Below are 22969 nucleotides of genomic sequence, written 5' to 3'. Positions count from 1 at the left end.
CCCGCGGGCCGGCGGCGCGGGCCCGCCCCCCCCCCCCCCCGGCCCCCCCCGGCCCCCCGGCCCCCGCGCCCCCCCGGCCGTACGTCTGCCGCCTCACCACCCGGTCGAGCGCGTCGGTGAGCCGTTCGACGGTGAGGGACGCGAAGGGGAGGGGGCGGGTGGCGGCGCCGAGGGCGGCGAGCCGGCCCGCCCAGAACGGCTGGTCCGCGGTCACCGGCACGGTGACCGCGGGCACTCCGGCGCGCAGCGCGGCGGCCGAGGTGCCGGCCCCGCCGTGGTGGACCACCGCTGCCAGCCGTGGGAACAGCAGCGCGTGCGGCAGGTCCCCGACGGTGAGGACGTCGTCCCCGTCGGCGGCGAGCCCGGCGCTGCCGGCCTGGAGGATCCCCCGCAGTCCGGCGCGGCGCAGAGCACGTGCGGCGACCTCGCTCAGCCGCTCCCCGTGGCCGGACGCCATGCTCCCGAAGCCGACGAGGACGGGTGGGGGCCCGGCGCACAGGAAGTCCTCGAGCTCGGCCGGCAGCCGTTCGGACGGCTCGTGATGCGGCCACCAGTTGCCCACCACCTGAAGACCGGGGCGCCAGTCGGCCGGCCGAGGCACCAGAGCGGTGCTGAAGCCGTGCAGGATCGGCCAGTTCGCCTGCTCCTGCCGACGACGTGTCCCGGAAGGGGAGGCCGGGGGCAGCCCGAGGCGTCGGCGCAGCTCCGCGACCGCCGGTGCGTAGACGCGGTCGGCCATCCGCAGCGCGAAGGCCCCGGCCGCCCGGTTGGCGAGGCGTCCCAGCGAGCGGGAGCCGGTGACGACGGGCGGGAAGTCACCGGTCGGCGCGGTGGGCTGGAGGTACACGCCGAGGCTCGGGATGCGCGTCGCCTCGGTGAGGTGCCAGCCGAGCGGGGCCGTCGTGGCCGACAGCAGGAGCAGGTCCGTGTCGTCGCCCACCGCGTCGGCGAAGCCCTGCCCCAGGTCGGTGACGAACGCGGCAGCGGTCCGCATCAGGTCACGTCGGCCGGTCCCGCCGCCACGCCTTCGGGTGTCGGCGGGCAGGCGGCGGAATTCCAGCCCGGCCTCGTGCACGAGGGGCGCGAAGGTCTCCGGGGCGGCGAGGGCGACGTCGTACCCGGCCCGTCGCAGGGCGACGCCCAGCCCCGTGTAGGGCGCGACGTCACCGCGCGATCCGGCCGCGGCGATCAGGATCCTCATCGGTCCCGGCCCTCCTCGACCGCGGTACCGGTGCCGGCGAGGCGGGCCGCGTTGGCGTGGACCGCCCTGCACGTGTAGGCGGCCAGGCCCGGGCGTTGCTGCGACGGCGGTACGACCAGGGCGAACGCGCGGGGGTCGGCGACGAAGTCGTCCGCGATGCGCCGGTGCATGCCGGGCGGACAGGCGGTGAACCAGCGCGCGACGTGCAGGCGGTGCTCCTCCGCGAGGTCCATGGCCCGTTCCCCGTCGCTCGGACAGCCCCCGTCGAACGCCGCGAGCAACTCCGCGCGCCAGGCGGCGGACTCCTGCATGAGCCGGCGCCAGTCGTCCTTGGTGTGGCCGGCCGCGCGGGCCATCGCCTCGCGCTGTCCGTCCGACCGCGCCCACTTCAGCTCCGCCTCGGTGGCGTAGCTCAGGTCGAAGGCGACCTCGCCGAAGACCTCGAAGCGTTCCTCGGGAGTCAGCGACACCCCGGTCCTCTGGACCTCGATCGCCCGCTCCGCCACCTCGGCCAGCCGCTGCAGCCTGGCGATCTCCTCGCTCAGCTGCCGCTGCCGGGCCCGGAGCCGCTCCAGGGCGCTGCCCTGCGGATCCTCGAGGATCGTGGCGATCTCGTCGAGGGGGAAGCCGAGTTCCCGGTAGAAGAGGATCTGCTGGAGACGGACCAGGTCGGCCTCGCCGTAGAGGCGGTATCCGGCGTGGTTGCGCTCACTGGGCGAGAGCAGGCCGGCCTTGTCGTAGTGGTGCAGCGTTCGCACCGTCACCCCGGCGAACGCCGAGACCTGCCCCACGGAGTAGCTCATCCACCTCGCCTTTCGTCGGCACACAGCCTCGGGCCTGACGTAGGGGGAGGGTCAACCCGCGCTCGCGGCGGGTGCCCACGCCGCGCCTGCCGCGGCGGCAGCGGGTGACAGGGCGCCCCACGAGGCGACCCGGTCACCGGCCACCGGTCACCCGTCACCGGTCACCGGCCACCGAGCACAGGACAGAGGGCCCGCGGGTTCCGAGGAGGAGCAGGGCAGGGGCAGGGACGGGAGCAGTCGACCCGGCCAGGCCGAGGCACCCGGGCCAGGCGATGGCGGGCGTCCCGGCCAGGGGACGGCGCTCCGGCCCCGGGAACCGCTCCCCCAGGCGCCAGGCGCGCGGAGGTCCCGCCCCCGGAAGGGCGGGTCAGGATCAGACGTACCGCTCGAGGATGGAGGACTCCGCGAGGCGGGAGAGGCCCTCGCGGACGCTGCGGGCCCGCGCCTCGCCGACCCCGTCGACCGTCTGCAGGTCGTCGACACTGGCCGCGAGGAGCTTCTGCAGCCCACCGAAGTGCTCGACCAGCCGGTCGATGATCGCCCCCGGCAGACGCGGCACCTTCGCCAGCAGCCGGAAGCCCCGCGGCGAGACCGCCGAGTCCAGCGCCTCCGGCGACCCCGTGTACCCCAGCGCCCGCGCCACCGTCGCGATGTCCAGCAGCTCCGTGTGGCCGAGCGCGTCCAGCTCGGACAGCGCCTCGTCCACCGTGCGGGACCGCTTCGGCGTCGGCTCGGGCACGTAGTCCCGGACGATCAGCTCCCGCTCCGGCTCGACGCCGGCGATCAGCTCGTCCAGCTGGAGCGCCAGCAGACGCCCGTCGGTACCCAGCTCCACCACGTACTCGGCGATCTCGGTGGCGATCCGGCGCACCATCTCCAGCCGCTGCGCGACCGCGGAGACGTCCCGCACCGTCACCAGGTCCTCGATCTCCAGCGCGGAGAGCGTCCCGGCGACCTCGTCCAGGCGGAGCTTGTACCGCTCCAGCGTGGCCAGCGCCTGGTTGGCGCGGGAGAGGATGGCGGCCGAGTCCTCCAGGACCCGCCGCTGCCCGTCGACGTACAGCGCGATCAGCCGCATCGACTGGGACACCGAGACCACGGGGAAGCCGACCTGCTTGCTGACCCGGTCCGCCGTGCGGTGCCGGGTGCCGGTCTCCTCCGTGGGGATGGTCGGATCGGGCACCAGCTGCACGCCCGCCCGCAGGATCTTCGAGAAATCCGTCGACAGCACGATGCCGCCGTCGAGCTTGCACAGCTCGCGCAGCCGCGTCGCGCTGAACTCGACGTCCAGGACGAATCCGCCGGTGCACATCGTCTCGACGGTCTTGTCCCAGCCGAGCACGATCAGACCGCCGGTGTTGCCGCGCAGCACGCGCTCGAGGCCGTCGCGCAGCGCGGTGCCGGGCGCGACCGCGCTCAGCGAGGCGCGCATCAGCCCGTCGGCACCGGAGCTCCCACCGGACTTTCCGGGAGCTGAGGCCCGGTCGTTGGCTGCCACTGCTCTCCTCCGGTCGCAGACTTCTTCAGGCGCTCCCGCGACACGCACACTTCGCACGGACGGGCGAGACCGGGGCAAAGTCTACCGGCGGTCCTCACCCTCCTGCCGGGGCTCTCGCCGACGCGAGCGCGGCAGAACCCTCAGCGCGTCCGACATGTCGGCCACTTCGAGCACCTTCATTCCCTGAGGAACCTTCCCCGGATCGGCCGGGACCAGCGCATGTGTGAATCCGAGGCGGTGCGCTTCGGCCAGACGCCGCTGCACGCCGGTGACCCTCCTCACCTCTCCGGCCAGACCCACCTCGCCGATCGCCACGAGGTTCTTCGGCAGCGGGGTGTCGCTCGCCGCGGAGGCCAGCGCGAGGGCGATCGCCAGGTCCGCGGCGGGCTCGGAGAGCCGCACGCCGCCCACGGTGGCCGAGTAGATGTCCTGCTTGCCCAGCGCCTTGATCCGGCCGCGCTGCTCCAGCACGGCCAGCATCATCGAGACCCGGGAGGTCTCCAGGCCGGACGTGGTGCGCCGCGGGGTGGGGATCTGGGTGTCGACGGTCAGCGCCTGCACCTCGGCGACCAGCGGGCGACGGCCCTCCAGCGTGACCGTCAGACAGGTGCCCGGGACTGGCTCGTCCCGGCGGGTGAGGAAGAGCCCGGAGGGGTCGGCCAGGCCGGTGATGCCCTCGTCGTGCAGCTCGAAGCAGCCCACCTCGTCGGTGGTCCCGTACCGGTTCTTCACGCCGCGCACCAGCCGCAGCCGGGCGTGCCGGTCGCCCTCGAAGTTGAGGACCACGTCCACCAGGTGCTCCAGCAGGCGCGGACCGGCGATGCTGCCGTCCTTCGTCACGTGGCCGACCAGCAGGGTGGACATGCCGCGCTCCTTGGACGCGCGGATCAGCGCGCCCGCGACCTCGCGGACCTGCGCCATGCCGCCGGGCGCGCCGTCGATCTCCGGGGAGGCGACGGTCTGCACCGAGTCGAGGATCAGCAGGGAGGGCTGGACCGCCTCGATGTGGCCGAGCACCGTGGACAGGTCCGTCTCGGCGGCGAGGTAGAGGTCGTCGTGGATGGCGTGGATGCGGTCGGCACGCAGCCGGACCTGGCTGGCGGACTCCTCGCCCGTCACGTAGAGGGTGCGGTGCTCGGAGCTCGCCGACTTGGCCGCCACGTCCAGCAGCAGCGTGGACTTGCCGACGCCCGGCTCGCCCGCCACCAGCACCACGGCCCCGGGGACCAGGCCGCCACCGAGCACCCGGTCCAGCTCGGGGACGCCGGTGGTGCGGGCCGTGGCCTGCCGGCCGTCGACCTGGCCGATGGGGACGGCGGAGGTGGTGACCCGGCCGGGGGCGGTGGTGCGGACCGCGGGCGCGTTGCCGTACTCCTCGACGGTCCCCCACGCCTGGCATTCGGGGCAACGGCCCAGCCATTTGGCCGTCTGCCAGCCGCATTCCGTGCAGCGGTAGGACGGACGGTCCTTGGTCGACCTGGTGCGCGCAGCCATGCCGCACACCGTAACCGGCGGCACCGACAACGCCGACAACACCGTGCGCCCGCGTTCACGAAGGGGCAGGAACGGTCGGGCAGGGTGCGAAGAAACGTAAACGCACGTCCCCTTATGAGGGATCGTTTCACCCGAATGGATTAAAAGTGCTCAAGGATGCAGGAACGGTCGTCCGCGGGCCCCTACGGTCGCACGGGTGATGAGCAGCAGGCCGGAGACCCCCACCCGCACCACCGGCGCGCACCCGGCGCACGGTGAGGAGTGCGACCGGACCGTCCCCTCCGCGGCGGACGCCCGTGCGAGCGCTCCACGCATCCCCGCGCGCCGCGCGGACGCCTCCTTCCCGGAAGGGTGCGAACCGCACCTGGACGGGCTGTACACCTACAGCCTCTCGGTGCTCTGCGACCAGGACGCCGCGGCCTGTGCCGTCGGCGCGGTCCTCGCCGTCGCCGAGCGGCGCGGCGGCCGGGCGCCCGAGGGGGACGACCGGCGGGCCTGGCTCTACGCACTGGCCCGCTGGGCCTGTCTGCGGGAACTGGCCGAGAAGCGACGACGGCGGCACCAGCACCGGCACCGCGGGTCGCGGCGGGGCGCGGTGCCCGTCGCCGAGACGCCGGCGGTCGAGCCGTCACCCGAGGAGCGCGAGCGGCGCCGCTCCGAACTCGCCCGGCTGGCCTGGCCCGAGGCGGCCGGGGCCTCCGCGGAGCAGCGTGAGGCGCTGGAGCTGGCGGTGCGGCACGGACTGGCCGCCGAGGAGGTCGCCACCGTGCTGGGCCTCGCCCCGGCGGCCGCGCAGGACCTGCTGGCCTCGGCCGCCTGCGAGGTGGAGCGCACCCGCGCCGCGGTGGGGGCCGCGGAGTCCGGCCGGTGCCCGGGCGTGGTCCGGCTGACCGGGCAGGACGACGGGTGGGTGCTGAGCGAGGCGCTGCGCACCGAGCTGGTCCGTCACGTCGACGACTGTCCGCGGTGCCGCCGGGCCGCCGAGCGGGCGGTGCCGGGACGCTGGCCGGGGACCTCGGTCACTCCCGAGCGGCTGCCGGTGCTCCGGGCGCCACGGGCCGCCGTGCAGGCGGCGGCGCAGACCGCGCGGGGGCGGCGGGGGGCGGCCGGCGCTCCCCGGTTCGACCGGCGCGGGTTCCCGCTCGCGCCGCCCGACCACGAGGCGCGGCGGCACCGGATCAGGGGGCGGGCGGTGACCACGACGGTGGTCGCCACGGTGGTGGTGGCACCCGTTCTCGCGATGTGGGCGGCCGGAAGAGGCGCCCCGACAGGGGTGGAGGAAGGTTTCGGCAGCCCCGAGGACCGGGCGGCGACGGCGGCGGACACCGGCCCCGACGACATCGGCGCCACCGACGACGGCGGCTACGCGAACACCGCCAACGCGGTGCCGGGGAGCGGGGCGGCCACGCCGGAGAGGGGGCCGGACGTCTCGGTCGAGGTGATCGGCTCGCCGCCGCCGGGCGGACCGGGCGGCGGCGCGGGGGTGGGCGGTGCGGCGGACGGGCTGCGGGTCGCCGCGTTCGGCGCCGGCGACGTCACGTACGTCACGCTGACGGCGCCGGAGCGAGGCGGGCGGGAGGCCGCCTCGGTGCGGTGGCGGATGTCCACGGGGGTGTCCTGGCTGTACCTGAGCCGCTCCTCGGGCGTGCTGCGCCCGGGGGAGTCGGTGACCGTCCGGGTCCACGTGGACGCGCTGCGGGAGCCGGCCGGCGCGTGGCGGGCCACGGTGGGGGTCGAGCCGGGGGGTGCGGTGATCGTGATCCGGGGGGCGGGGGCGGGGGCGATGTCGCCGGGACCGGGTCCGGGTCCGGGACCGGGGGAGCCGGGGCCCGGGCGGCCGCCGCAGGAGCCGCCGCCGTCCTCGCCGGGGCCGACGTCGCCGCCTCCCGTCGACCCGGATCCGACGCCGTCTCCCTCCGACCCCTCCACGCCTCCGCCGTCCCCTTCCGGCCCGCCCTCCGGCGACCCGTCTCCCGGAGACACCTCGGCCCCGCCCTCGTCGGCACCGGTCCCGTCCGACCAGGCCCCGACGGCCCCGCCGTCCACCGGCTGACCGGCGTGCGGGCCGGCACGCGGCCGACCGGCGCCGTGGGGTCGGGCCGTGGGGTCGGACCGCCGGGTCCGTCGTGGGGCCGGGCCGTGGGGTCAGACCGCCGGGTCCGCCGGGTGGGGGGCGAAGAGGGGGGCGGCGAGACGGGCCTCGCAGAGTTCGACCAGGCGGTCGTACCCCGCCTTGCCCATCAACTCCGTGAGCTCCGCCCGGTAGGAGACGTACACCGGCTCCCCCGCCCCGTGCGCCGACCTCGCCGACGTGCACCACCAGTGCAGGTCGTGCCCGCCCGGGCCCCAGCCCCGCCGGTCGTACTCACCGATGGAGACCTGGAGCACCCGCGTGTCGTCGGGCCGGTCGATCCACTCGAAGGTCCGCCGCACCGGCAGCTGCCAGCACACGTCGGGCTTGGTCTCCAGCGGCTCGCGCCCCTCGCGCAGCGCCAGGATGTGCAGCGAGCAGCCCGCGCCGCCCTCGAAGCCGGGGCGGTTCTGGAAGATGCAGGAGCCCTGGTAGGGCCGGGTCTGCCGGGAGCCCTCGTCGTCCTCGGAGATCCAGCCGCCGAGGACGCCCTCCGCGTGGTGCTGCCAGATGTCCGGGGTGAGCCGCTCCACGAAACCGGCGACCCGCTGCTCGTCCTCCTCGTCGGAGAAGTGCGCGCCCAGCGAGCAGCAGCCGTCCGCGGCGCGGCCGGCCTGGATGCCGTGGCAGCCGCTGCCGAAGACGCAGTTCCAGCGCGAGGTCAGCCACGTCAGGTCGCAGCGGAAGACCTGCTCGTCGTCCGCCGGGTCGGGGAACTCCACCCACGCGCGCGGGAAGTCGAGCCCCTTCTCGTCGTCCTCGGCGACGGGCACCCCGATCAGCGGCAGGGCCGTCCGCTTCGAGGCCTTGGCCGTGGCCGTCCTGTGGTCCTTCGCCTTCTTCGTCTTGGGCACGCGTCCAAGGGTAAGTGGAGCCGTCACGACCGCACGGGCCCCGCGCTGCGCGAAACGTCGGGTTCCTCACAGTCGCCTCCTCCACAGTTCGGACGATTGCCGGGGCGGGCGCCGGTTACGTTTCCCGGTATGCGACTTGGTGTGCTCGACGTGGGCTCCAACACGGTCCACCTGCTGGTGGTCGACGCCCATCCCGGCGCGTGTCCGCTCCCCGCCCACTCGGTGAAGGAGGAGCTCCGGCTCGCCCAACTCCTCGACGAGGACGGGGCGGTGGGCCCCGCGGGCGTCGACCGGCTGATCCGGGTGGTGCGGGACGCGGCCCGCGCGGCCGAGGACAAGGGCGTCGAGGCGCTGCTGCCCTTCGCCACCTCCGCCGTGCGCGACGCCCGCAACGCCGACGAGGTGCTGGAACGCGTGCACCGGGAGACCGGCGTGGCCCTGCGGGTGCTGTCCGGGGAGGACGAGGCGAAGCTCACCTTCCTCGCCGCCCGCCGCTGGTTCGGCTGGTCGGCCGGACGCCTGCTGGTGCTGGACATCGGCGGCGGCTCGCTGGAGATCGCCTACGGCATCGACGAGGAACCCGACGCCGCCGTCTCGCTGCCCCTCGGCGCGGGCCGGCTCACCGGCGCGTGGCTGCCGAGCGACCCGCCGGGACCCGAGGAGATACGGGCGCTGCGGCGTCACGTCCGCACCGAGATAGCCCGGACCGTGGGCGAGTTCACCCGTCTCGGCAGCCCCGACCACGTGGTCGCCACCTCCAAGACCTTCCGGCAGCTGGCCCGCCTCGCCGGCGCGGCCCGCTCCGCCGAGGGCCTGTACGTCCAGCGGGAACTGACCCGGGACGCGCTGGAGGCGTGGGTGCCGAAGCTGGCGGCGATGACCGAGCAGGAGCGTGCCGAGTTGCCCGGCGTCGCCGAGGGACGGGCCGGTCAGCTGGTCGCCGGAGCGCTGGTCGCCGAGGCGGCCATGGACCTCTTCGGCGTCGAACGGGTCGAGATCTGCCCCTGGGCCCTGCGCGAGGGCGTCATCCTCCGCCGCCTCGACCACCTCCACCCCCTGGACCGCTGACCCGCCCCCGGTTCCGCGCCCCGCCCAGGTTCCGGTCCGTCCAGGTTCCGGGCCCACCGCCGGTTCTGCGGCCCGCCTCGGTTCCGGACCCGCCCCAGGTCCGCGCCCGCCCGGGTTCCGCGACCCGCCCAGGCTCCGGACCTGCTCCCGGCCGTGGCTCCGGGCCAGGGCCCCACAAGGGCGGGGGCCCTCTTCGGGGCAGGACCGCCCCCGCCGGGGTCGCCCCGGCCGAGCGGAACCCTGGTCCTGGCGATCGAAGCCCCCCGCACGGGCGGCACCCGGCAGCGGCGAGAACCTGCCCCTGGCCCGGGCCCCCGCCCTCGAACAGGCCCCGCCGAGGGCGAGCCCCAGGGACAGGACCCGCCCCCACCGGCGGTGAGGCCCGGGGCCAGGTCCGGGAAGTGGCACCGTCGCGGCCGGGAACCGACCCCGAGCCCCCGCCGCTTCCGCGCGCCTCCCGTACTCTTGCTGCCGTGGCAGAACCAGTCGTCCGCATCCCCGACGCGAAGGTCGCGCTGTCCACCGCCTCCGTCTATCCGGAGTCCACCGCGACGGCCTTCGAGATCGCCGCGCGCCTGGGCTACGACGGCGTCGAGGTCATGGTGTGGAACGACCCGATCAGCCAGGACATAGAGGCCCTGCGCCGCCTCAGCGACCACCACGGGATCCCGATCCTCGCCGTGCACGCCCCCTGCCTGCTGATCACGCAGCGGGTCTGGTCCAGCGACCCCTGGGTCCGCCTCCAGCGCGCCCGCTCCGCCGCCGAACGGCTGGGCGCCTCCACGGTCGTGGTGCACCCGCCGTTCCGCTGGCAGCGCCAGTACGCGCGTGACTTCGTGTCCGGCATCTGGCGGATGGCCGACGAGACGGACATCCGGTTCGCCGTGGAGAACATGTACCCCTGGCGCTACCGCGACCGGGAGATGCTCGCCTACGCCCCCGGCTGGGACCCCACCGACGAGGACTACCGTCACTTCACGATCGATCTCAGCCACACCGCCACGGCCCGCACCGACACCATGGCGATGATCGGCCGGATGGGTGACCGCCTGGGCCACGTGCACCTCGCCGACGGGAAGGGCTCGGCCAAGGACGAGCACCTGGTCCCCGGCCGTGGCGACCAGCCCTGCGCCGAACTCCTCGAGGGCCTCGCCGGCTCAGGCTTCGACGGCCACGTCGTCATCGAGGTCAACACCCGCCGCGCCATGTCCAACGCGGAGCGCGAGGCAGACCTCGCCGAGGCGCTGGCCTTCACCCGCCTCCACCTGGCCTCCCCGCTGCGGGTCAAGGGCCAGTGACCGCACAGCCGACCGGGCCACGCCGTGGCCGTGGCCGACCGCCCCGCGCCTCTGCCTCCGCCGAGACCCCGGCGGCCCGCGACCGCATCCTGACCGCCGCCCGCGAGGTGTTCGCCGAGCGCGGCTACGAGAAGGCCAGCGTGCGCGGCATCGCCAAGGCGGCCGACGTGGACCCCGCGCTGGTGCACCACTACTTCGGCACCAAGGAGCAGGTCTTCGAGTCCGCCGTGGAGGGCGCCTTCGCCCCCGTGCTGCGCACCCAGCCCCTGACCGACCTGCGTCCGGACCGCGCCGGGGAGCAGTTCGTCCGCATGTTCCTCGGCATCTGGGAGAACCCGGCGACCCGGGCCCCGCTGCTCGCCATCATCCGTTCCGCGGTCAGCAACGAGGCCGCCGCCGCGATCTTCCGCCGCCTGGTCGCCGGACTGGTGCTCAGCAAGGTCGCCAAGGAACTCGACGCCCCCGACGCGGAGCTGCGCGCCGAGCTGGCCGCCGCCCAGGTGGTGGGCGTGGTGATGCTGCGCTACGTGATCAAGGTCGAGCCGATCGCCTCCGCCGATCCGGAGGAACTGATCGCCCGCCTCGCCCCCGTCCTCCAGCACCACCTCACCGGCTCACCCGGCGCTCCCGCCGCCGGGTGAACCGAAGCGAGGGGCCGGCCGCGCGACCGGACGGCCGCGACGGGGCGCATCTCACGTCCCGCATTCCGGACAACCGTGTCCGACCGGTGGATGCCCGGCGTACTCTCGACAGGGCCAGTACTTCCTTAAGGAGCGAGCGACGATGCCCGAGCTGAGGTCCCGCACAGTCACCCACGGCCGCAACATGGCGGGCGCCCGCGCCCTTATGCGGGCCTCCGGTGTACCGGGTGCGGACATCGGCCGGAAGCCGATCATCGCCATCGCCAACTCCTTCACGGAGTTCGTGCCGGGTCACACCCACCTGCAGCCGGTCGGCCGCATCATCAGCGAGGCCGTCAAGGCGGCCGGCGGCATCCCGCGCGAGTTCAACACGATCGCCGTCGACGACGGCATCGCCATGGGCCACGGCGGCATGCTGTACTCCCTGCCCTCCCGCGACCTGATCGCGGACAGCGTGGAGTACATGGTCGAGGCGCACTGCGCCGACGCGATGATCTGCGTCTCCAACTGCGACAAGATCACCCCGGGCATGCTGATGGCCGCCCTGCGGCTGAACATTCCCACCGTCTTCGTCTCCGGCGGCCCGATGGAGTCCGGCCGGGCCACCCTGGTCGACGGCACCGTCCGCACCCTGGACCTGGTCGACGCCATCTCCGAGGCGGTCAACGACAAGGTCTCCGACGAGGACATCCTGCGCATCGAGGAGTCCGCCTGCCCCACCTGCGGCAGTTGCTCCGGCATGTTCACGGCCAACTCGATGAACTGCCTCACCGAGGCCATCGGCCTCTCCCTGCCGGGCAACGGCTCCGTCCTCGCCACCCACACCGCCCGCCGCGCCCTCTACGAGAGGGCCGCGAGCACGGTGATGGACCTGGTCGAGCGGTACTACGGCCAGGACGACGAGACGGCCCTGCCGCGCACCATCGCCTCCTTCTCCGCCTTCGAGAACGCGATGGCGCTCGACATCGCCATGGGCGGCTCCACCAACACGATCCTCCACCTGCTCGCCGCCGCCCACGAGGCCGGCGTCCCGTTCGGTCTTGAGCAGATCGACGCCGTCTCGCGCCGCGTCCCCTGCCTCGCCAAGGTCGCGCCGAACGTGGCGAAGGACCGCACGTACTACATGGAGGACGTGCACCGCGCCGGCGGCATCCCCGCGCTGCTCGGCGAGCTGCACCGGGCCGGTCTGCTCAACGAGGACGTCCACTCCGTGCACAGCTCGTCGCTGGACGACTGGCTGAAGACCTGGGACGTGCGCGGCGGCTCCCCGTCCGCCGAGGCCGTCGAGCTCTGGCACGCCGCCCCCGGCTGCGTCCGCTCCGCCGAGGCGTTCTCCCAGTCGGAGCGCTGGGAGGCGCTGGACGTCGACGCGGAGGGCGGCTGCATCCGCTCGGCGGCGCACGCCTACTCCAAGGACGGCGGCCTCGCCGTGCTGCGCGGCAACCTCGCGGTCGACGGCTGCGTGGTCAAGACGGCCGGCGTCGACGAGTCCATCTGGACCTTCGAGGGGCCCGCGGTGGTCTGCGACTCGCAGGAGGAGGCCGTCGAGAAGATCCTGAACAAGCAGATCACCGACGGCGACGTGGTCGTCATCCGCTACGAGGGCCCCAAGGGCGGCCCCGGCATGCAGGAGATGCTCTACCCGACGTCCTTCCTCAAGGGCCGCGGCCTGGGCAAGACCTGTGCGCTGATCACCGACGGGCGCTTCTCCGGCGGCACCTCCGGGCTGTCCATCGGGCACGCCTCCCCGGAGGCGGCGTCCGGCGGCACGATCGCGCTGGTCGAGAACGGTGACCGGATCCGCATCGACATCCCGGGCCGGTCCATCGAGCTGCTGGTCTCCGACGAGGAGCTGGCGCGCCGCGAGGAGGCGCTGGGCGGGCGGTACGCGCCGCGTGCCCGCGACCGCAAGGTGTCCGCGGCGCTGCGGGCCTACGCGGCGATGGCCACCAGCGCGGACAAGGGCGCGGTCCGCGACGTCACCCTCCTCGGCTGACGCCGTCCCGGCGGCGCGACCCCTCCGAGGGCGGTCGCGCCGCCGGATCAGTTCGTCTCCCCGCCTTGCGGGCCCGTTACGGCCGCCGTGAGCCCGAACGCCCCGGGACCAGGGCCCCAGGAAGCCGGAGCGTGCCGCTCCGGGCGGACCTCGCACCCGATCCCGCGCTCCGATTCCGCGCTCCGAGGTGCCGTGTACCAAGGCCTGTCCCGGTGCGCGGCCCCCGCGTGGCGGGCGTCCGCGCAGTTCCCCCGCACCCCTGCCGGGGCCCGGCGCGGTGCCCGGCAGTGTGAGGTGCGGCTCCGGTGCCCTCAGCGGTGGACCGGTGGCCGGGCCGTCTCCTCCTCCTCCTCCGGCTCCCGGACGAAGAGCGTCACCACCGCGCCCTCGGCGAACCCGCTCCGCCGCATCAGCGCGGCCGAGGCGGTGTTCTGCGACTCCACCTCCGTCACCACGGCGGCCGCTCCCGCCGCGAACAGACCCGCGCAGCACTCCTCCACCAGCCGACGGGCGATCTCCCGGCCCTGGTGACCGGGGTCGACCGCGATCCACTCCAGCAGACCCCGGTCGGCGCGCCGGTCGAACCCCAGGGAACCGAGCACGAACCCGGCGAGGCGTCCCTCGGCGAGCGCGATCCGGCAGGTCGATCCGTCGCCGTCGAGATGCCGGGCGACAGCCGACAGCGACCAGGACGTGTACGGCTTGACGGTGGTGTCGTACACGCGGCGGCCGAGGGCCAGAACTCCTGCGGCGTGCTCGACCGTCATGGGCGCCACGGTGATCCGGGCGGTGTCGGGCGACTCGGACATGGCCCCACGCCAGGACCGGGCGCCCCCTCCGGCACCTGGACGGCCGACCCTCCTCTTCCGTACGGAGCAACACCGATCGGTACGGCGCGGGCCGCGCGAACAGCATGGGCAGAAGGCGATCACGCTCCGATCGCCTTCCTCCTTCGAGCCGGAAGGCCCGCATGCCTACGCAACAACCCACACGCACCGGGTGGAGCCGCCTGGGACGCCTCGGCCGAGCCGTCGCGGGGGCCGCGGCTCTCGTCACCCTTCTGGCCGCCGCGCCTCCGGAGGTGCCGCCGGCCGAGCCCGGCACCTCCGTGGTGACCGTGAGGACCGGTGGCGACCGGATCGCCGACTCGGTCGTCGGTCCCCTGGCCGGCGTCCGGCTCGCCCTGTTCGCGAGCGAGGACGCCACCACCCCGGTGAACACCACCTGGGCCGTGTGCACCTCCGACGCCGACGGCGACTGCAACTTCGTGGTGCCCGGCACCGGCGACGGCGGCGCGAACGAGGGCGCGCGCTTCTGGGTCCGCCAGACCGGGGCGCCGGACGGCTGGTACACCAACCCCACGCTGCGGACCGGCGCGGGCAGCGGCTCCGGCTCGGTCGCCTCCCGCTACCAGTTCCGGACCCCGGCGCTGGAGGACGGCGAGACCTACTCGTCCACCCGCGACTTCATGTACAGCACGGACTACGCGAGCACCCCCTACGTGGCGTCCAGCGGCATCTGGCAGCAGTCCCGGGTCAACCCCGAACTGCCCGAGGACTGCGGACTGGACATCGCACTGATCCTCGACCTGTCGGCCTCGGTGGGCAGCGCGCTGCCCAGCCTCAAGGCCGCCGCGGACGGATTCACCGACGCCCTGACCGGCACCCCGTCCCGGCTGGCGCTGTTCTCCTTCGACCGCAACTCGCCGAGCACCGGCACGGCCAACCACCCCGAGCTCGTACCGGTGTCCACCGAAGCCGGCGCGGAGGAGTTCAAGGACCTCTACGCCGACTGGACGCTGGGCCGAGGCACGAACTGGGACCAGGGCCTGTACGCGGCGGCCAAGGCCGCACCGCACTACGACGCCGTCGTCGTGCTCACCGACGGCAACCCCACGTACTGGAACAATCCGGCCACCGGCGACGGCTCGCACACCCACTTCGCCGACGTGGAGGGCGGCATCTTCGCCGCCAACGCGGTGAAGGCGGAGGGCACCCGGGTCATCGCGGTCGGCGTGGGCCGGGGCGTCGAGGGGGTGTCCGGCCTGAACCTGCGGGCCATCTCCGGCACGGAGGCCTTCGACGGCACCAACCCGACCACCGCGGACTACTACCAGACCGCCAACTTCGAGGGCGCCGCCGACGCACTGCGCGACCTGGCCCTCGGCCACTGCGACGGCACCCTCACGGTCGTCAAGCAGATCGTGCCGCCGCAGAACACCGGCGAGGACGTCAGCGGCGCCACGGTGGCGGGCGCGGGCTGGGAGTTCACCGCCACGACCACCACCCCGGGCATCGGCGGACTGCCCGACACCGAGGAGACGACCGGCGACGGCACCGGCGCGGTGGTGTTCCAGCCCACCTATCCGGGCACCGTGGACAACGCCGCGGTGAACGTCACCGAGGCCCAGCAGGACGGCTACACCGTGGTGACCCAGGGCGGGCGCAACGCCGTGTGCGTCAACCTCGACGACGACTCCCCGGTGGAGGTGACCAACACCGGCGCGGCCGGCGGCCCGGGCTTCACGCTCGACCTGCCTCGTCAGGCCGCCGTCAGCTGCACCGTCTACAACCGGGCGCAGGAGGACGAGGAGGCCGACGTCACCGCCGACAAGGAGTGGTCGATCGACGGGACCGTGTACGAGCACGCGGACCGCCCCGACGGCTTCGACGCCGACCTCACCCTGACCGGCCCGGGTACGGCCGGGGCCACCGGCCAGGACTGGGGCGTCGCCCGTGAGGGCTACACGGTCGGCGACACGGTGACGATCGCGGAGACCACGCAGGTCCCCGACGACTGCACCGTGACCGGCCGGCGGATCGTCCTGGCGAACGGACGCCCGGTCGACGCGGCGCTGCCCTACCGCGCCGAGCTGACCCAGGCGTCCAGCACCTACACGGTGCGCAACACGGTGACCTGCGACGACGACTCCGACACCAGCCTCACCCTGGTCAAGCGCGTGGTCGGCAAGCACGGCGACGCCGAGCCGGAGGACTGGACCCTGACCGCCGACGGCCCCGAGCGCCTGGCCGGCCCCAGCGGCAGCGAGCAGGTCACGGACGTGGCGGTGCCCCCGGGCACCTACACCCTCGGCGAGTCCGGCGGCCCCGCCGGCTACCGCCCGGTCGGCTGGGACTGCGTGACCGACGAGGGCGACCGGCTGCCGGTCCGCGGGGACCGGGTGACCGTCCCCGAGGGCTCCTCGGTGACCTGCACGCTCACCAACAAGAAGAAGTCCGGCCACCACGGCGGTCACGGCAAGCCCGGCCACCACGGACCGGGCCACGGGGGCGGCGGTGACCGGCCGGACGACACCGTGTGCCGCTGGTTCCCGCTGTTCGACGAGATGGACATGATGGCGTGGCTCTGCCGCTGACCCGGTGAGCACGTGACGGACACCCGGGGCCCGGGGCCCGCCCGACGGCGGCCGGGCCCCGGACGCCTGCCTCCCCACGCACCCCGCGAGGCTCGCCCGCTCCGGAATGAGGAATTCCCGCGCAGGAATTGCGAGACTTCCGCCCCAGGAATCCCAACCACTGAAAAACAGCCACGGCCCTCACCCGGCGTCCCCACCATGGGCACATGACCTCGCCCACCGCGCGCTCCGTGCCGTACGAGTCCCTGGTCCAGGCCCACGCCGAGCGGGCCCGCTCCTTCAACGGCGCGGCCGCCGTCTACGCCGCCGCGCGCCCGTCCTACCCGTCCGCCCTGCTGGACGCCGTCGAAGAACTGGCGGGCCGCCCCGTCGAGGGTGCCCGGGTGGCCGACGTCGGGGCCGGCACCGGCATCTCCACCGCGCTCCTGCGCGCCCGCGGCGCCCGCGTCGTGGCCGTGGAGCCGGGTGACGGCATGGCCGCCCAGTTCCGCCGCGCCCTCCCGGACGCGTCACTGGTCAGGGGGGACGGCAACCACCTCCCGCTGGCCTCCGGCTCCGCGGACCTGATCACCTACGCCCAGTCCTGGCACTGGACCGACCCCGCGCACTCCTTCCCGGAGGCCATGCGCGTCCTGCGCCCCGGCGGCGCGCTCGCCCTCTGGTGGAACACCGACGCCCAGGACGTCCCGTGGATCGCCGAACAGGCCGAACGCATCCGGCAGCACTTCGGCGACGCCCGCGCCAACAAGTCCGGCGGCGGCACCCGCACTCTCGAGAAGGACCTGCATTTCGCCGGCGCCCCGTTCCCGCCCGCTCCCGACCGGATCGGCCGCCGCGTCGTGCGGTGGAGCCGCCGGGTGCCCGTCGACACCCACCTGACCAACATCGCCAGCCACTCCCTCTTCATCCTGCACGGCGAGGAATCCACCCGCGCCTTCCTCGACCAGGAGCGGATCTGTCTCCACGAGGTCTTCCCGGACGACGTCGTCGAGGAGGTCTACGACGTGCTGCTCCTGGTCGTCACCGCGCCCTGAGCGCACCGAGCACCCGGACGGGGCCGGAGCACCCGTCAGCGCGGGCCACCAAGCCCCGCCCGGCGCCGTCCCACCCCGAGGCCGCCGCGCGAATCCGCGCGGCGGCCTTGACGTGTCCGGACCGGGGGAGAAGTATTCATCACATGATGAATAAAGAGCCCGGTCCGGCGATCCGGGCCACCGGCCTCACCGCCGTCCGGGGCCCCCGCACCGTGCTGCGCGACCTCGACTTCACCGTGCCCGCCGGCCGCATCACCGGCCTCCTCGGCCCCTCGGGCTGCGGGAAGTCCACCCTGATGCGCGCCGTCATGGGCACCCAGGCCAAGGTCTCCGGAGACCTCCAGGTCCTCGGCCGGCCGGCCGGCCACCCCTCCCTGCGGGCACGCATCGGCTACGTCACCCAGGCCCCCGCCGTCTTCGACGACCTGACCGTCCGGCAGAACCTGGAGTACTTCGCCGCCGTCCTCGACCCGGGCCGCCGCGCCGCCGCCCGCCGCGAGGAGAACGTCACCCGCGCCATCCGCGACGTGGACCTCACCAGCCACGCCGACGCCCTGGCCGCCAACCTCTCCGGGGGCCAGCGCAGCCGCGTCTCCCTCGCCGTCGCCCTGCTCGGCGCCCCCGAACTCCTGGTCCTGGACGAACCCACCGTCGGCCTCGACCCGGTGCTGCGCCGCGACCTCTGGGACCTCTTCCACGCCCTCGCGGCCGACCGCGGCGCAAGCCTGCTGGTCTCCTCCCACGTCATGGACGAGGCCGAGCGCTGCCACGGGCTGCTGCTGATGCGCGAGGGCGAGATCCTCGCCCAGGACAGCCCCGACGCGCTGAGGGCCCGCACCGGCGCCGACACCGTCGAGGCGGCCTTCCTCACCCTGATCGACCAGGCCGCCGACGCCGCCCCCGCGGCCACCCGGTCCCACAGCCAGGAGACGTCCCGATGAGCACCCCGCCCCTCAGCCCCGCCAGGACCGTCGCCACCGCCGCCCGCGTCCTGCGCCAGTTGCGCAACGACCCCCGCACCATCGCCCTGCTGCTCCTGGTGCCCTGCCTCCTGCTGCTCCTGCTCCGCTACGTCTTCGACGGCAGCCCGCAGACCTTCGACAACATCGGCGCCTCGCTGCTCGGCATCTTCCCGCTCATCACGATGTTCCTGGTCACCAGCATCGCCACCCTGCGCGAACGCACCTCCGGCACCCTGGAACGGCTCCTCGCCATGCCGCTCGGCAAGGCCGACTTCATCGCCGGCTACGCCCTCGCCTTCGGCACCCTGGCCGTCGTCCAGTCGCTGCTCACCACCGGCCTCGCCGTCTGGGGCCTGGGCCTCGACGTCACCGGCTCGCCCTGGCTGCTGCTCCTGGTGGCCCTGCTCGACGCGATCCTGGGCACCGCCCTCGGTCTCTTCGTCTCCGCCTTCGCCGCCTCGGAGTTCCAGGCCGTCCAGTTCATGCCGGCCGTGATCTTCCCCCAGCTCCTGCTGTGCGGCCTGTTCACCCCGCGCGACCAGATGCAGCCCGTCCTCGAGGCCGTCTCCAACGTGCTGCCCATGTCGTACGCCGTCGACGGCATGAACGAGGTCCAGCAGCACGCCGGGATCACCGGAGACTTCGTCCGCGACGTCATCGTCATGGTGGGCTGCGCGTTCCTGGTCCTCGCCGTCGGCGCCGCGACCCTCCGCCGCCGCACGGCCTGACGCCCTGCCGCTCCGGGGAGGGCGGCCGCAACGACCGGGAGGGCGGCCGCCCGGCCGTTCCGCCTGGCGGACGTGCGCGGTGTTCCCCCGGCCCCGGTGCGAGGATGGCCAGGGACGACGCGCAACTCCCCGGAGGGCACCACCCACATGAGCCAGAAAGTCGCAGTCCTCGGCACCGGCAAGATCGGCGAAGCCCTGCTCAGCGGAATGATCCGGGGCGGCTGGAACCCTGCCGACCTGCTGGTCACCGCCCGCCGCCCCGAGCGCGCGGAGGAGCTCCGCACCCGCTACGGCGTCACCCCGGTCGGCAACCCCGAGGCCGCCAAGTCGGCCGACACCCTCATCCTGACCGTCAAGCCGCAGGACATGGGCGCCCTGGTCGAGGAGCTCGCCCCGCACGTCCCCGCCGACCGCCTGGTCATCAGCGGCGCCGCCGGCATCACCACCGCCTTCCTGGAGGAGCGCCTCCCGGCCGGTGTCCCGGTGGTCCGCGTCATGCCCAACACGCCCGCCCTGGTCGACGAGGCCATGTCCGTGATCTCCGCCGGCAGCCACGCCACCGCGGCGCACGTCGAGACCGCCGAGCAGATCTTCGGCTCCGTGGGCAAGACGCTCCGCGTCCCCGAGTCGCAGCAGGACGCCTGCACGGCCCTGTCCGGCTCCGGCCCGGCGTACTTCTACTACCTCGTCGAGGCCATGACCGACGCCGGCATCCTGCTCGGCCTGCCCCGCGACAAGGCGCACGACCTGATCGTCCAGTCGGCCATCGGCGCCGCCGTCATGCTGCGGGACAGCGGCGAACACCCGGTCAAGCTCCGCGAGAACGTCACCTCCCCCGCGGGCACCACCATCAGCGCCATCCGCGAACTGGAGAACCACGGCGTCCGCGCCGCCCTGATCGCCGCGCTGGAGGCCGCCCGCGACCGCAGCCGCGAACTCGCCTCCGGCAACGGCAACTGACGCACGCACCCCGCGGGGGTGTCCGGGGGCGGACGGCCGGTCCACCCCCGGACGGGCCGCGCACGTCAGACCGGCGGCAGCAGCCCGATCGCCCGGTACGCCGTGTCCACCACGGGCCGCGCCATCGCCCGCGCCCGCTCGGCCCCGGCCCGCAGGACGCCGTCCACGTACGCCGGGTCCGCGCACAGCTCCGCGTGCCGCTCCCGCACCGGCCGCAGCGCCTCCACCACGGCGTCGGCGACGTCCTTCTTCAACTGCCCGTATCCGCTGTACCTGCCGGCCAGCGCGGCCGGCTCCTCCCCGGTACAGGCGGCGAGGACGTCCAGCAGATTGGCGACCCCGGGCCGCTGCGCCCGGTCGTACTCGACCGGCCGCCCGCCGGGCCCGCTGTCGGTGACCGCGCGCATCACCTTCTGCCGCACCACCTCCGGCTCGTCCAGCAACCGCACCACACCCTGCCCGGACAGGTCGGACTTCCCCATCTTGGAACCGGGCTCCTGCAGGTTCATCACCCGCGCCCCCACCCGGGGAAGCGTGACCTTCGGGACGACGAAGGTGTGGCCGTACCGCTGGTTGAACCGCTCCGCGAGCGTGCGCGCCAACTCGACGTGCTGTTTCTGGTCCTCGCCCACCGGCACCTCGTCGGTGGCGTAGGCCAGGATGTCCGCCGCCATCAGCACCGGATAGGTGAGCAGGGACAGCCGGACGCCGGCCCCCCTCTCCTCCTGGCGCCGGGCCTTCTCCTTGTACTGGATCATCCGCCGCATCTCACCGTCCGTGGCCACGCACTCCAGCAGGTACGAGAGTCGTGCGTGCTCCTCCACGTGGCTCTGCACGAAGAGCGTGCAGACGTCCGGGTCGAGGCCGGACGCCAGCAGCAGGGTGGCCGTCTGCCGGGTCAGCCGGCGCAGTCGCGCCGGGTCGTGCTCCACGGTCAGGGCGTGCAGATCGACCACGCAGAACAGGGCGTCCGCCCGGTGTTGGTCGACGGCAGCCCACCGGCGCACCGCCCCGAGGTAGTTGCCCAGGGTCAGGTGCCCCGACGGCTGGACCCCGCTGAACACTCGCTTCATCGCTCGACCTCCCGGTCGTCCGGGCCGCGGCCCCGGTGACCGTCTCGGGAGGGAGGTACGAGAAACGGCCGCCGGGATCCGGCGGCCGCTGCTGATCGCATGCGTGAGGACGGGCCGCCGTCAGGCGGCCCACCAGCTCTGGGTGCACGCATGCGCTGTGGTCACGAGGACAGGCTAGGTCTCCGAGGGCCCCTGCGCAGGCGGTTTGACACCACCCGACGTGATCCGTAAGGTTCTCCGAGTTGTCCGACGTGAGCACCGACCCCGGTCGGCCCCGGACAGCCACTCCACAAGCACCAACCAGCCACCACGGCGTTTTCCTGTCGTGCGTGCCGGCGCGTGCATTGCGGATTGCAGGATTCACCACTCGCTCGTGAGAGCGAGACCTCCGATTGGCTTCGGGGGCCACGAATCCGCTAATGTCTCACCGGTCGGAAGGGCGAACAGCCCCGAAGACAACCCCCTCTGACTGGGAATCAGGCGCCGAAAGGTTCTGATAGAGTCGGAACCGCCGGAAAGGGGCAGCGCCGAAAGGCGAAGGACCTGGAAAGCACCGAGGAAATCGGAACGGAAACGGTCTGATAGAGTCGGAAACGAAGGAAGCGCCCGGAGGAAAGCCCGCGAGGGTCGGTACAAAGGAAGCGTCCGCACCTTGAGAACTCAACAGCGTGCCAAAAGTCAACGCCAGATATGTTGATACCCCGTCTCCTTCGGAGACGAGGTTCCTTTGAAAAAACACAGCGAGGACGCTGTGAACCGTCGAGCTTATTCCGCTCGCGGTTCCGCTCATCGTGGTGTCACCCGATTACGGGTAAACATTCACGGAGAGTTTGATCCTGGCTCAGGACGAACGCTGGCGGCGTGCTTAACACATGCAAGTCGAACGATGAACCACTTCGGTGGGGATTAGTGGCGAACGGGTGAGTAACACGTGGGCAATCTGCCCTTCACTCTGGGACAAGCCCTGGAAACGGGGTCTAATACCGGATACGACCTGCCAAGGCATCTTGGCGGGTGGAAAGCTCCGGCGGTGAAGGATGAGCCCGCGGCCTATCAGCTTGTTGGTGAGGTAACGGCTCACCAAGGCGACGACGGGTAGCCGGCCTGAGAGGGCGACCGGCCACACTGGGACTGAGACACGGCCCAGACTCCTACGGGAGGCAGCAGTGGGGAATATTGCACAATGGGCGAAAGCCTGATGCAGCGACGCCGCGTGAGGGATGACGGCCTTCGGGTTGTAAACCTCTTTCAGCAGGGAAGAAGCGAAAGTGACGGTACCTGCAGAAGAAGCGCCGGCTAACTACGTGCCAGCAGCCGCGGTAATACGTAGGGCGCAAGCGTTGTCCGGAATTATTGGGCGTAAAGAGCTCGTAGGCGGCTTGTCACGTCGGTTGTGAAAGCCCGGGGCTTAACCCCGGGTCTGCAGTCGATACGGGCAGGCTAGAGTTCGGTAGGGGAGATCGGAATTCCTGGTGTAGCGGTGAAATGCGCAGATATCAGGAGGAACACCGGTGGCGAAGGCGGATCTCTGGGCCGATACTGACGCTGAGGAGCGAAAGCGTGGGGAGCGAACAGGATTAGATACCCTGGTAGTCCACGCCGTAAACGGTGGGCACTAGGTGTGGGCAACATTCCACGTTGTCCGTGCCGCAGCTAACGCATTAAGTGCCCCGCCTGGGGAGTACGGCCGCAAGGCTAAAACTCAAAGGAATTGACGGGGGCCCGCACAAGCGGCGGAGCATGTGGCTTAATTCGACGCAACGCGAAGAACCTTACCAAGGCTTGACATACACCGGAAAGCATCAGAGATGGTGCCCCCCTTGTGGTCGGTGTACAGGTGGTGCATGGCTGT

17 protein-coding genes and 1 rRNA gene are annotated in these 22969 nt (G+C 73.1%); 11 read left to right on the top strand and 7 right to left on the bottom strand.

From position 1 onward, the window contains the following. From ACFRAV_RS14645 to radA, 4 genes are all read right to left on the bottom strand, one after another. The coding region (locus tag ACFRAV_RS14645) for a glycosyltransferase (protein WP_382555176.1) at nucleotides 1-1201 on the bottom strand (1201 nt) is incomplete at its 3' end. Then, complete coding sequence (locus ACFRAV_RS14640; protein ID WP_382555173.1) at nucleotides 1198-2004, bottom strand: MerR family transcriptional regulator; 807 nt, start codon at nucleotides 2002-2004, stop codon at nucleotides 1198-1200. The genes ACFRAV_RS14640 and ACFRAV_RS14645, both read right to left, overlap by 4 nt. 373 nt (nucleotides 2005-2377) lie before the next feature. Next, on the bottom strand, nucleotides 2378-3502 hold the full coding sequence (gene disA, locus ACFRAV_RS14635; RefSeq protein WP_351113548.1) for a DNA integrity scanning diadenylate cyclase DisA: 1125 nt from the start codon (nucleotides 3500-3502) through the stop codon (nucleotides 2378-2380). Nucleotides 3503-3583: 81 nt separating this feature from the next. After that, a complete protein-coding gene (gene radA / locus ACFRAV_RS14630) occupies nucleotides 3584-4996 on the bottom strand; it encodes a DNA repair protein RadA (protein ID WP_382555169.1) in 1413 nt (470 codons plus the stop codon). A gap of 199 nt (nucleotides 4997-5195) precedes the next feature. On the opposite strand from radA, the gene ACFRAV_RS14625 reads away from it, so the two are divergent. Further along, on the top strand, nucleotides 5196-7049 hold the full coding sequence (locus ACFRAV_RS14625; protein WP_382555167.1) for an RNA polymerase sigma factor: 1854 nt from the start codon (nucleotides 5196-5198) through the stop codon (nucleotides 7047-7049). Nucleotides 7050-7141: 92 nt separating this feature from the next. On the opposite strand, the gene ACFRAV_RS14620 is transcribed toward ACFRAV_RS14625, so the two are convergent. Next, on the bottom strand, nucleotides 7142-7981 hold the full coding sequence (locus tag ACFRAV_RS14620; protein ID WP_382555165.1) for a hypothetical protein: 840 nt from the start codon (nucleotides 7979-7981) through the stop codon (nucleotides 7142-7144). A 129-nt stretch (nucleotides 7982-8110) separates the two neighbouring features. Here ACFRAV_RS14620 and ACFRAV_RS14615 point away from each other — a divergent pair, with 129 nt between their 5' ends. The 4 genes from ACFRAV_RS14615 to ilvD all read left to right on the top strand — a co-directional run bounded on the left by ACFRAV_RS14615 (nucleotide 8111) and on the right by ilvD (nucleotide 12984). After that, nucleotides 8111-9049, top strand: coding sequence for a Ppx/GppA family phosphatase (locus tag ACFRAV_RS14615; RefSeq protein ID WP_382555163.1), 939 nt, complete (start codon nucleotides 8111-8113; stop codon nucleotides 9047-9049). Nucleotides 9050-9522: 473 nt separating this feature from the next. Beyond that, nucleotides 9523-10347 (top strand): sugar phosphate isomerase/epimerase family protein, encoded by an 825-nt coding sequence (locus tag ACFRAV_RS14610; protein ID WP_382555161.1) that lies wholly within the window; start codon nucleotides 9523-9525, stop codon nucleotides 10345-10347. Continuing rightward, nucleotides 10344-10988 carry a TetR/AcrR family transcriptional regulator gene (locus ACFRAV_RS14605; RefSeq protein ID WP_382555160.1) on the top strand — a complete coding sequence of 215 codons (645 nt, stop codon included), beginning with the start codon at nucleotides 10344-10346 and terminating at the stop codon, nucleotides 10986-10988. Before ACFRAV_RS14610 ends, ACFRAV_RS14605 begins: the two co-directional genes overlap by 4 nt. Nucleotides 10989-11130: 142 nt before the next feature. Then, on the top strand, nucleotides 11131-12984 hold the full coding sequence (gene ilvD, locus ACFRAV_RS14600) for a dihydroxy-acid dehydratase (RefSeq protein WP_351113542.1): 1854 nt from the start codon (nucleotides 11131-11133) through the stop codon (nucleotides 12982-12984). 311 nt (nucleotides 12985-13295) lie between these two features. On the opposite strand, the gene ACFRAV_RS14595 is transcribed toward ilvD, so the two are convergent. Further along, the gene (locus ACFRAV_RS14595) at nucleotides 13296-13793 is read right to left on the bottom strand and encodes a GNAT family N-acetyltransferase (RefSeq protein ID WP_382555157.1); all 498 of its coding nucleotides are present in this window, start codon (nucleotides 13791-13793) and stop codon (nucleotides 13296-13298) included. Between the two features lie 161 nt (nucleotides 13794-13954). Between ACFRAV_RS14595 and ACFRAV_RS14590 the strand changes: the two genes are divergently transcribed. The 5 genes from ACFRAV_RS14590 to proC all read left to right on the top strand — a co-directional run bounded on the left by ACFRAV_RS14590 (nucleotide 13955) and on the right by proC (nucleotide 20044). Continuing rightward, nucleotides 13955-16360 (top strand): hypothetical protein, encoded by a 2406-nt coding sequence (locus tag ACFRAV_RS14590; protein ID WP_382555156.1) that lies wholly within the window; start codon nucleotides 13955-13957, stop codon nucleotides 16358-16360. Nucleotides 16361-16566: 206 nt separating this feature from the next. Further along, entirely contained in the window at nucleotides 16567-17394 is an 828-nt protein-coding gene (locus ACFRAV_RS14585) for a class I SAM-dependent methyltransferase (RefSeq protein ID WP_382555153.1), read from the top strand. Nucleotides 17395-17537: 143 nt separating this feature from the next. Continuing rightward, the gene (locus tag ACFRAV_RS14580; RefSeq protein WP_382555150.1) at nucleotides 17538-18335 is read left to right on the top strand and encodes an ABC transporter ATP-binding protein; all 798 of its coding nucleotides are present in this window, start codon (nucleotides 17538-17540) and stop codon (nucleotides 18333-18335) included. Further along, a complete protein-coding gene (locus ACFRAV_RS14575) occupies nucleotides 18332-19084 on the top strand; it encodes an ABC transporter permease (RefSeq protein ID WP_382555147.1) in 753 nt (250 codons plus the stop codon). Before ACFRAV_RS14580 ends, ACFRAV_RS14575 begins: the two co-directional genes overlap by 4 nt. 147 nt (nucleotides 19085-19231) lie before the next feature. Further along, nucleotides 19232-20044: a pyrroline-5-carboxylate reductase gene (gene proC, locus ACFRAV_RS14570; protein WP_382555145.1), complete on the top strand. Its 813-nt coding sequence runs from the start codon at nucleotides 19232-19234 to the stop codon at nucleotides 20042-20044. A 65-nt stretch (nucleotides 20045-20109) separates the two neighbouring features. On the opposite strand, the gene trpS is transcribed toward proC, so the two are convergent. Next, nucleotides 20110-21117, bottom strand: coding sequence for a tryptophan--tRNA ligase (trpS, locus tag ACFRAV_RS14565; RefSeq protein ID WP_382555142.1), 1008 nt, complete (start codon nucleotides 21115-21117; stop codon nucleotides 20110-20112). Between the two features lie 818 nt (nucleotides 21118-21935). On the opposite strand from trpS, the gene ACFRAV_RS14560 reads away from it, so the two are divergent. Then, nucleotides 21936-22969, top strand: a 16S ribosomal RNA gene (locus ACFRAV_RS14560); the annotation flags it as partial.

Origin of the sequence: Streptomyces sp. NPDC056600, assembly GCF_042792855.1 — a bacterium.
Lineage (GTDB): Bacteria > Actinomycetota > Actinomycetes > Streptomycetales > Streptomycetaceae > Streptomyces.
Note: the sequence above shows the minus strand (reverse complement) of the source record. Positions and strands in the feature narration are given on the sequence as shown.

What these genes read in the sequence shown, in the direction of transcription:
- ACFRAV_RS14640 (WP_382555173.1), bottom strand. Translation starts at nt 2,004, where the DNA reads ATGAGCTACTCCGTGGGGCAGGTCTCGGCGTTCGCCGGGGTGACGGTG.
- radA (WP_382555169.1), bottom strand. Translation starts at nt 4,996, where the DNA reads ATGGCTGCGCGCACCAGGTCGACCAAGGACCGTCCGTCCTACCGCTGC.
- ACFRAV_RS14625 (WP_382555167.1), top strand. Translation starts at nt 5,196, where the DNA reads ATGAGCAGCAGGCCGGAGACCCCCACCCGCACCACCGGCGCGCACCCG.
- ACFRAV_RS14615 (WP_382555163.1), top strand. Translation starts at nt 8,111, where the DNA reads ATGCGACTTGGTGTGCTCGACGTGGGCTCCAACACGGTCCACCTGCTG.
- ilvD (WP_351113542.1), top strand. Translation starts at nt 11,131, where the DNA reads ATGCCCGAGCTGAGGTCCCGCACAGTCACCCACGGCCGCAACATGGCG.
- ACFRAV_RS14595 (WP_382555157.1), bottom strand. Translation starts at nt 13,793, where the DNA reads ATGTCCGAGTCGCCCGACACCGCCCGGATCACCGTGGCGCCCATGACG.
- ACFRAV_RS14590 (WP_382555156.1), top strand. Translation starts at nt 13,955, where the DNA reads ATGCCTACGCAACAACCCACACGCACCGGGTGGAGCCGCCTGGGACGC.
- ACFRAV_RS14585 (WP_382555153.1), top strand. Translation starts at nt 16,567, where the DNA reads ATGACCTCGCCCACCGCGCGCTCCGTGCCGTACGAGTCCCTGGTCCAG.
- ACFRAV_RS14580 (WP_382555150.1), top strand. Translation starts at nt 17,538, where the DNA reads ATGATGAATAAAGAGCCCGGTCCGGCGATCCGGGCCACCGGCCTCACC.
- ACFRAV_RS14575 (WP_382555147.1), top strand. Translation starts at nt 18,332, where the DNA reads ATGAGCACCCCGCCCCTCAGCCCCGCCAGGACCGTCGCCACCGCCGCC.
- proC (WP_382555145.1), top strand. Translation starts at nt 19,232, where the DNA reads ATGAGCCAGAAAGTCGCAGTCCTCGGCACCGGCAAGATCGGCGAAGCC.
- trpS (WP_382555142.1), bottom strand. Translation starts at nt 21,117, where the DNA reads ATGAAGCGAGTGTTCAGCGGGGTCCAGCCGTCGGGGCACCTGACCCTG.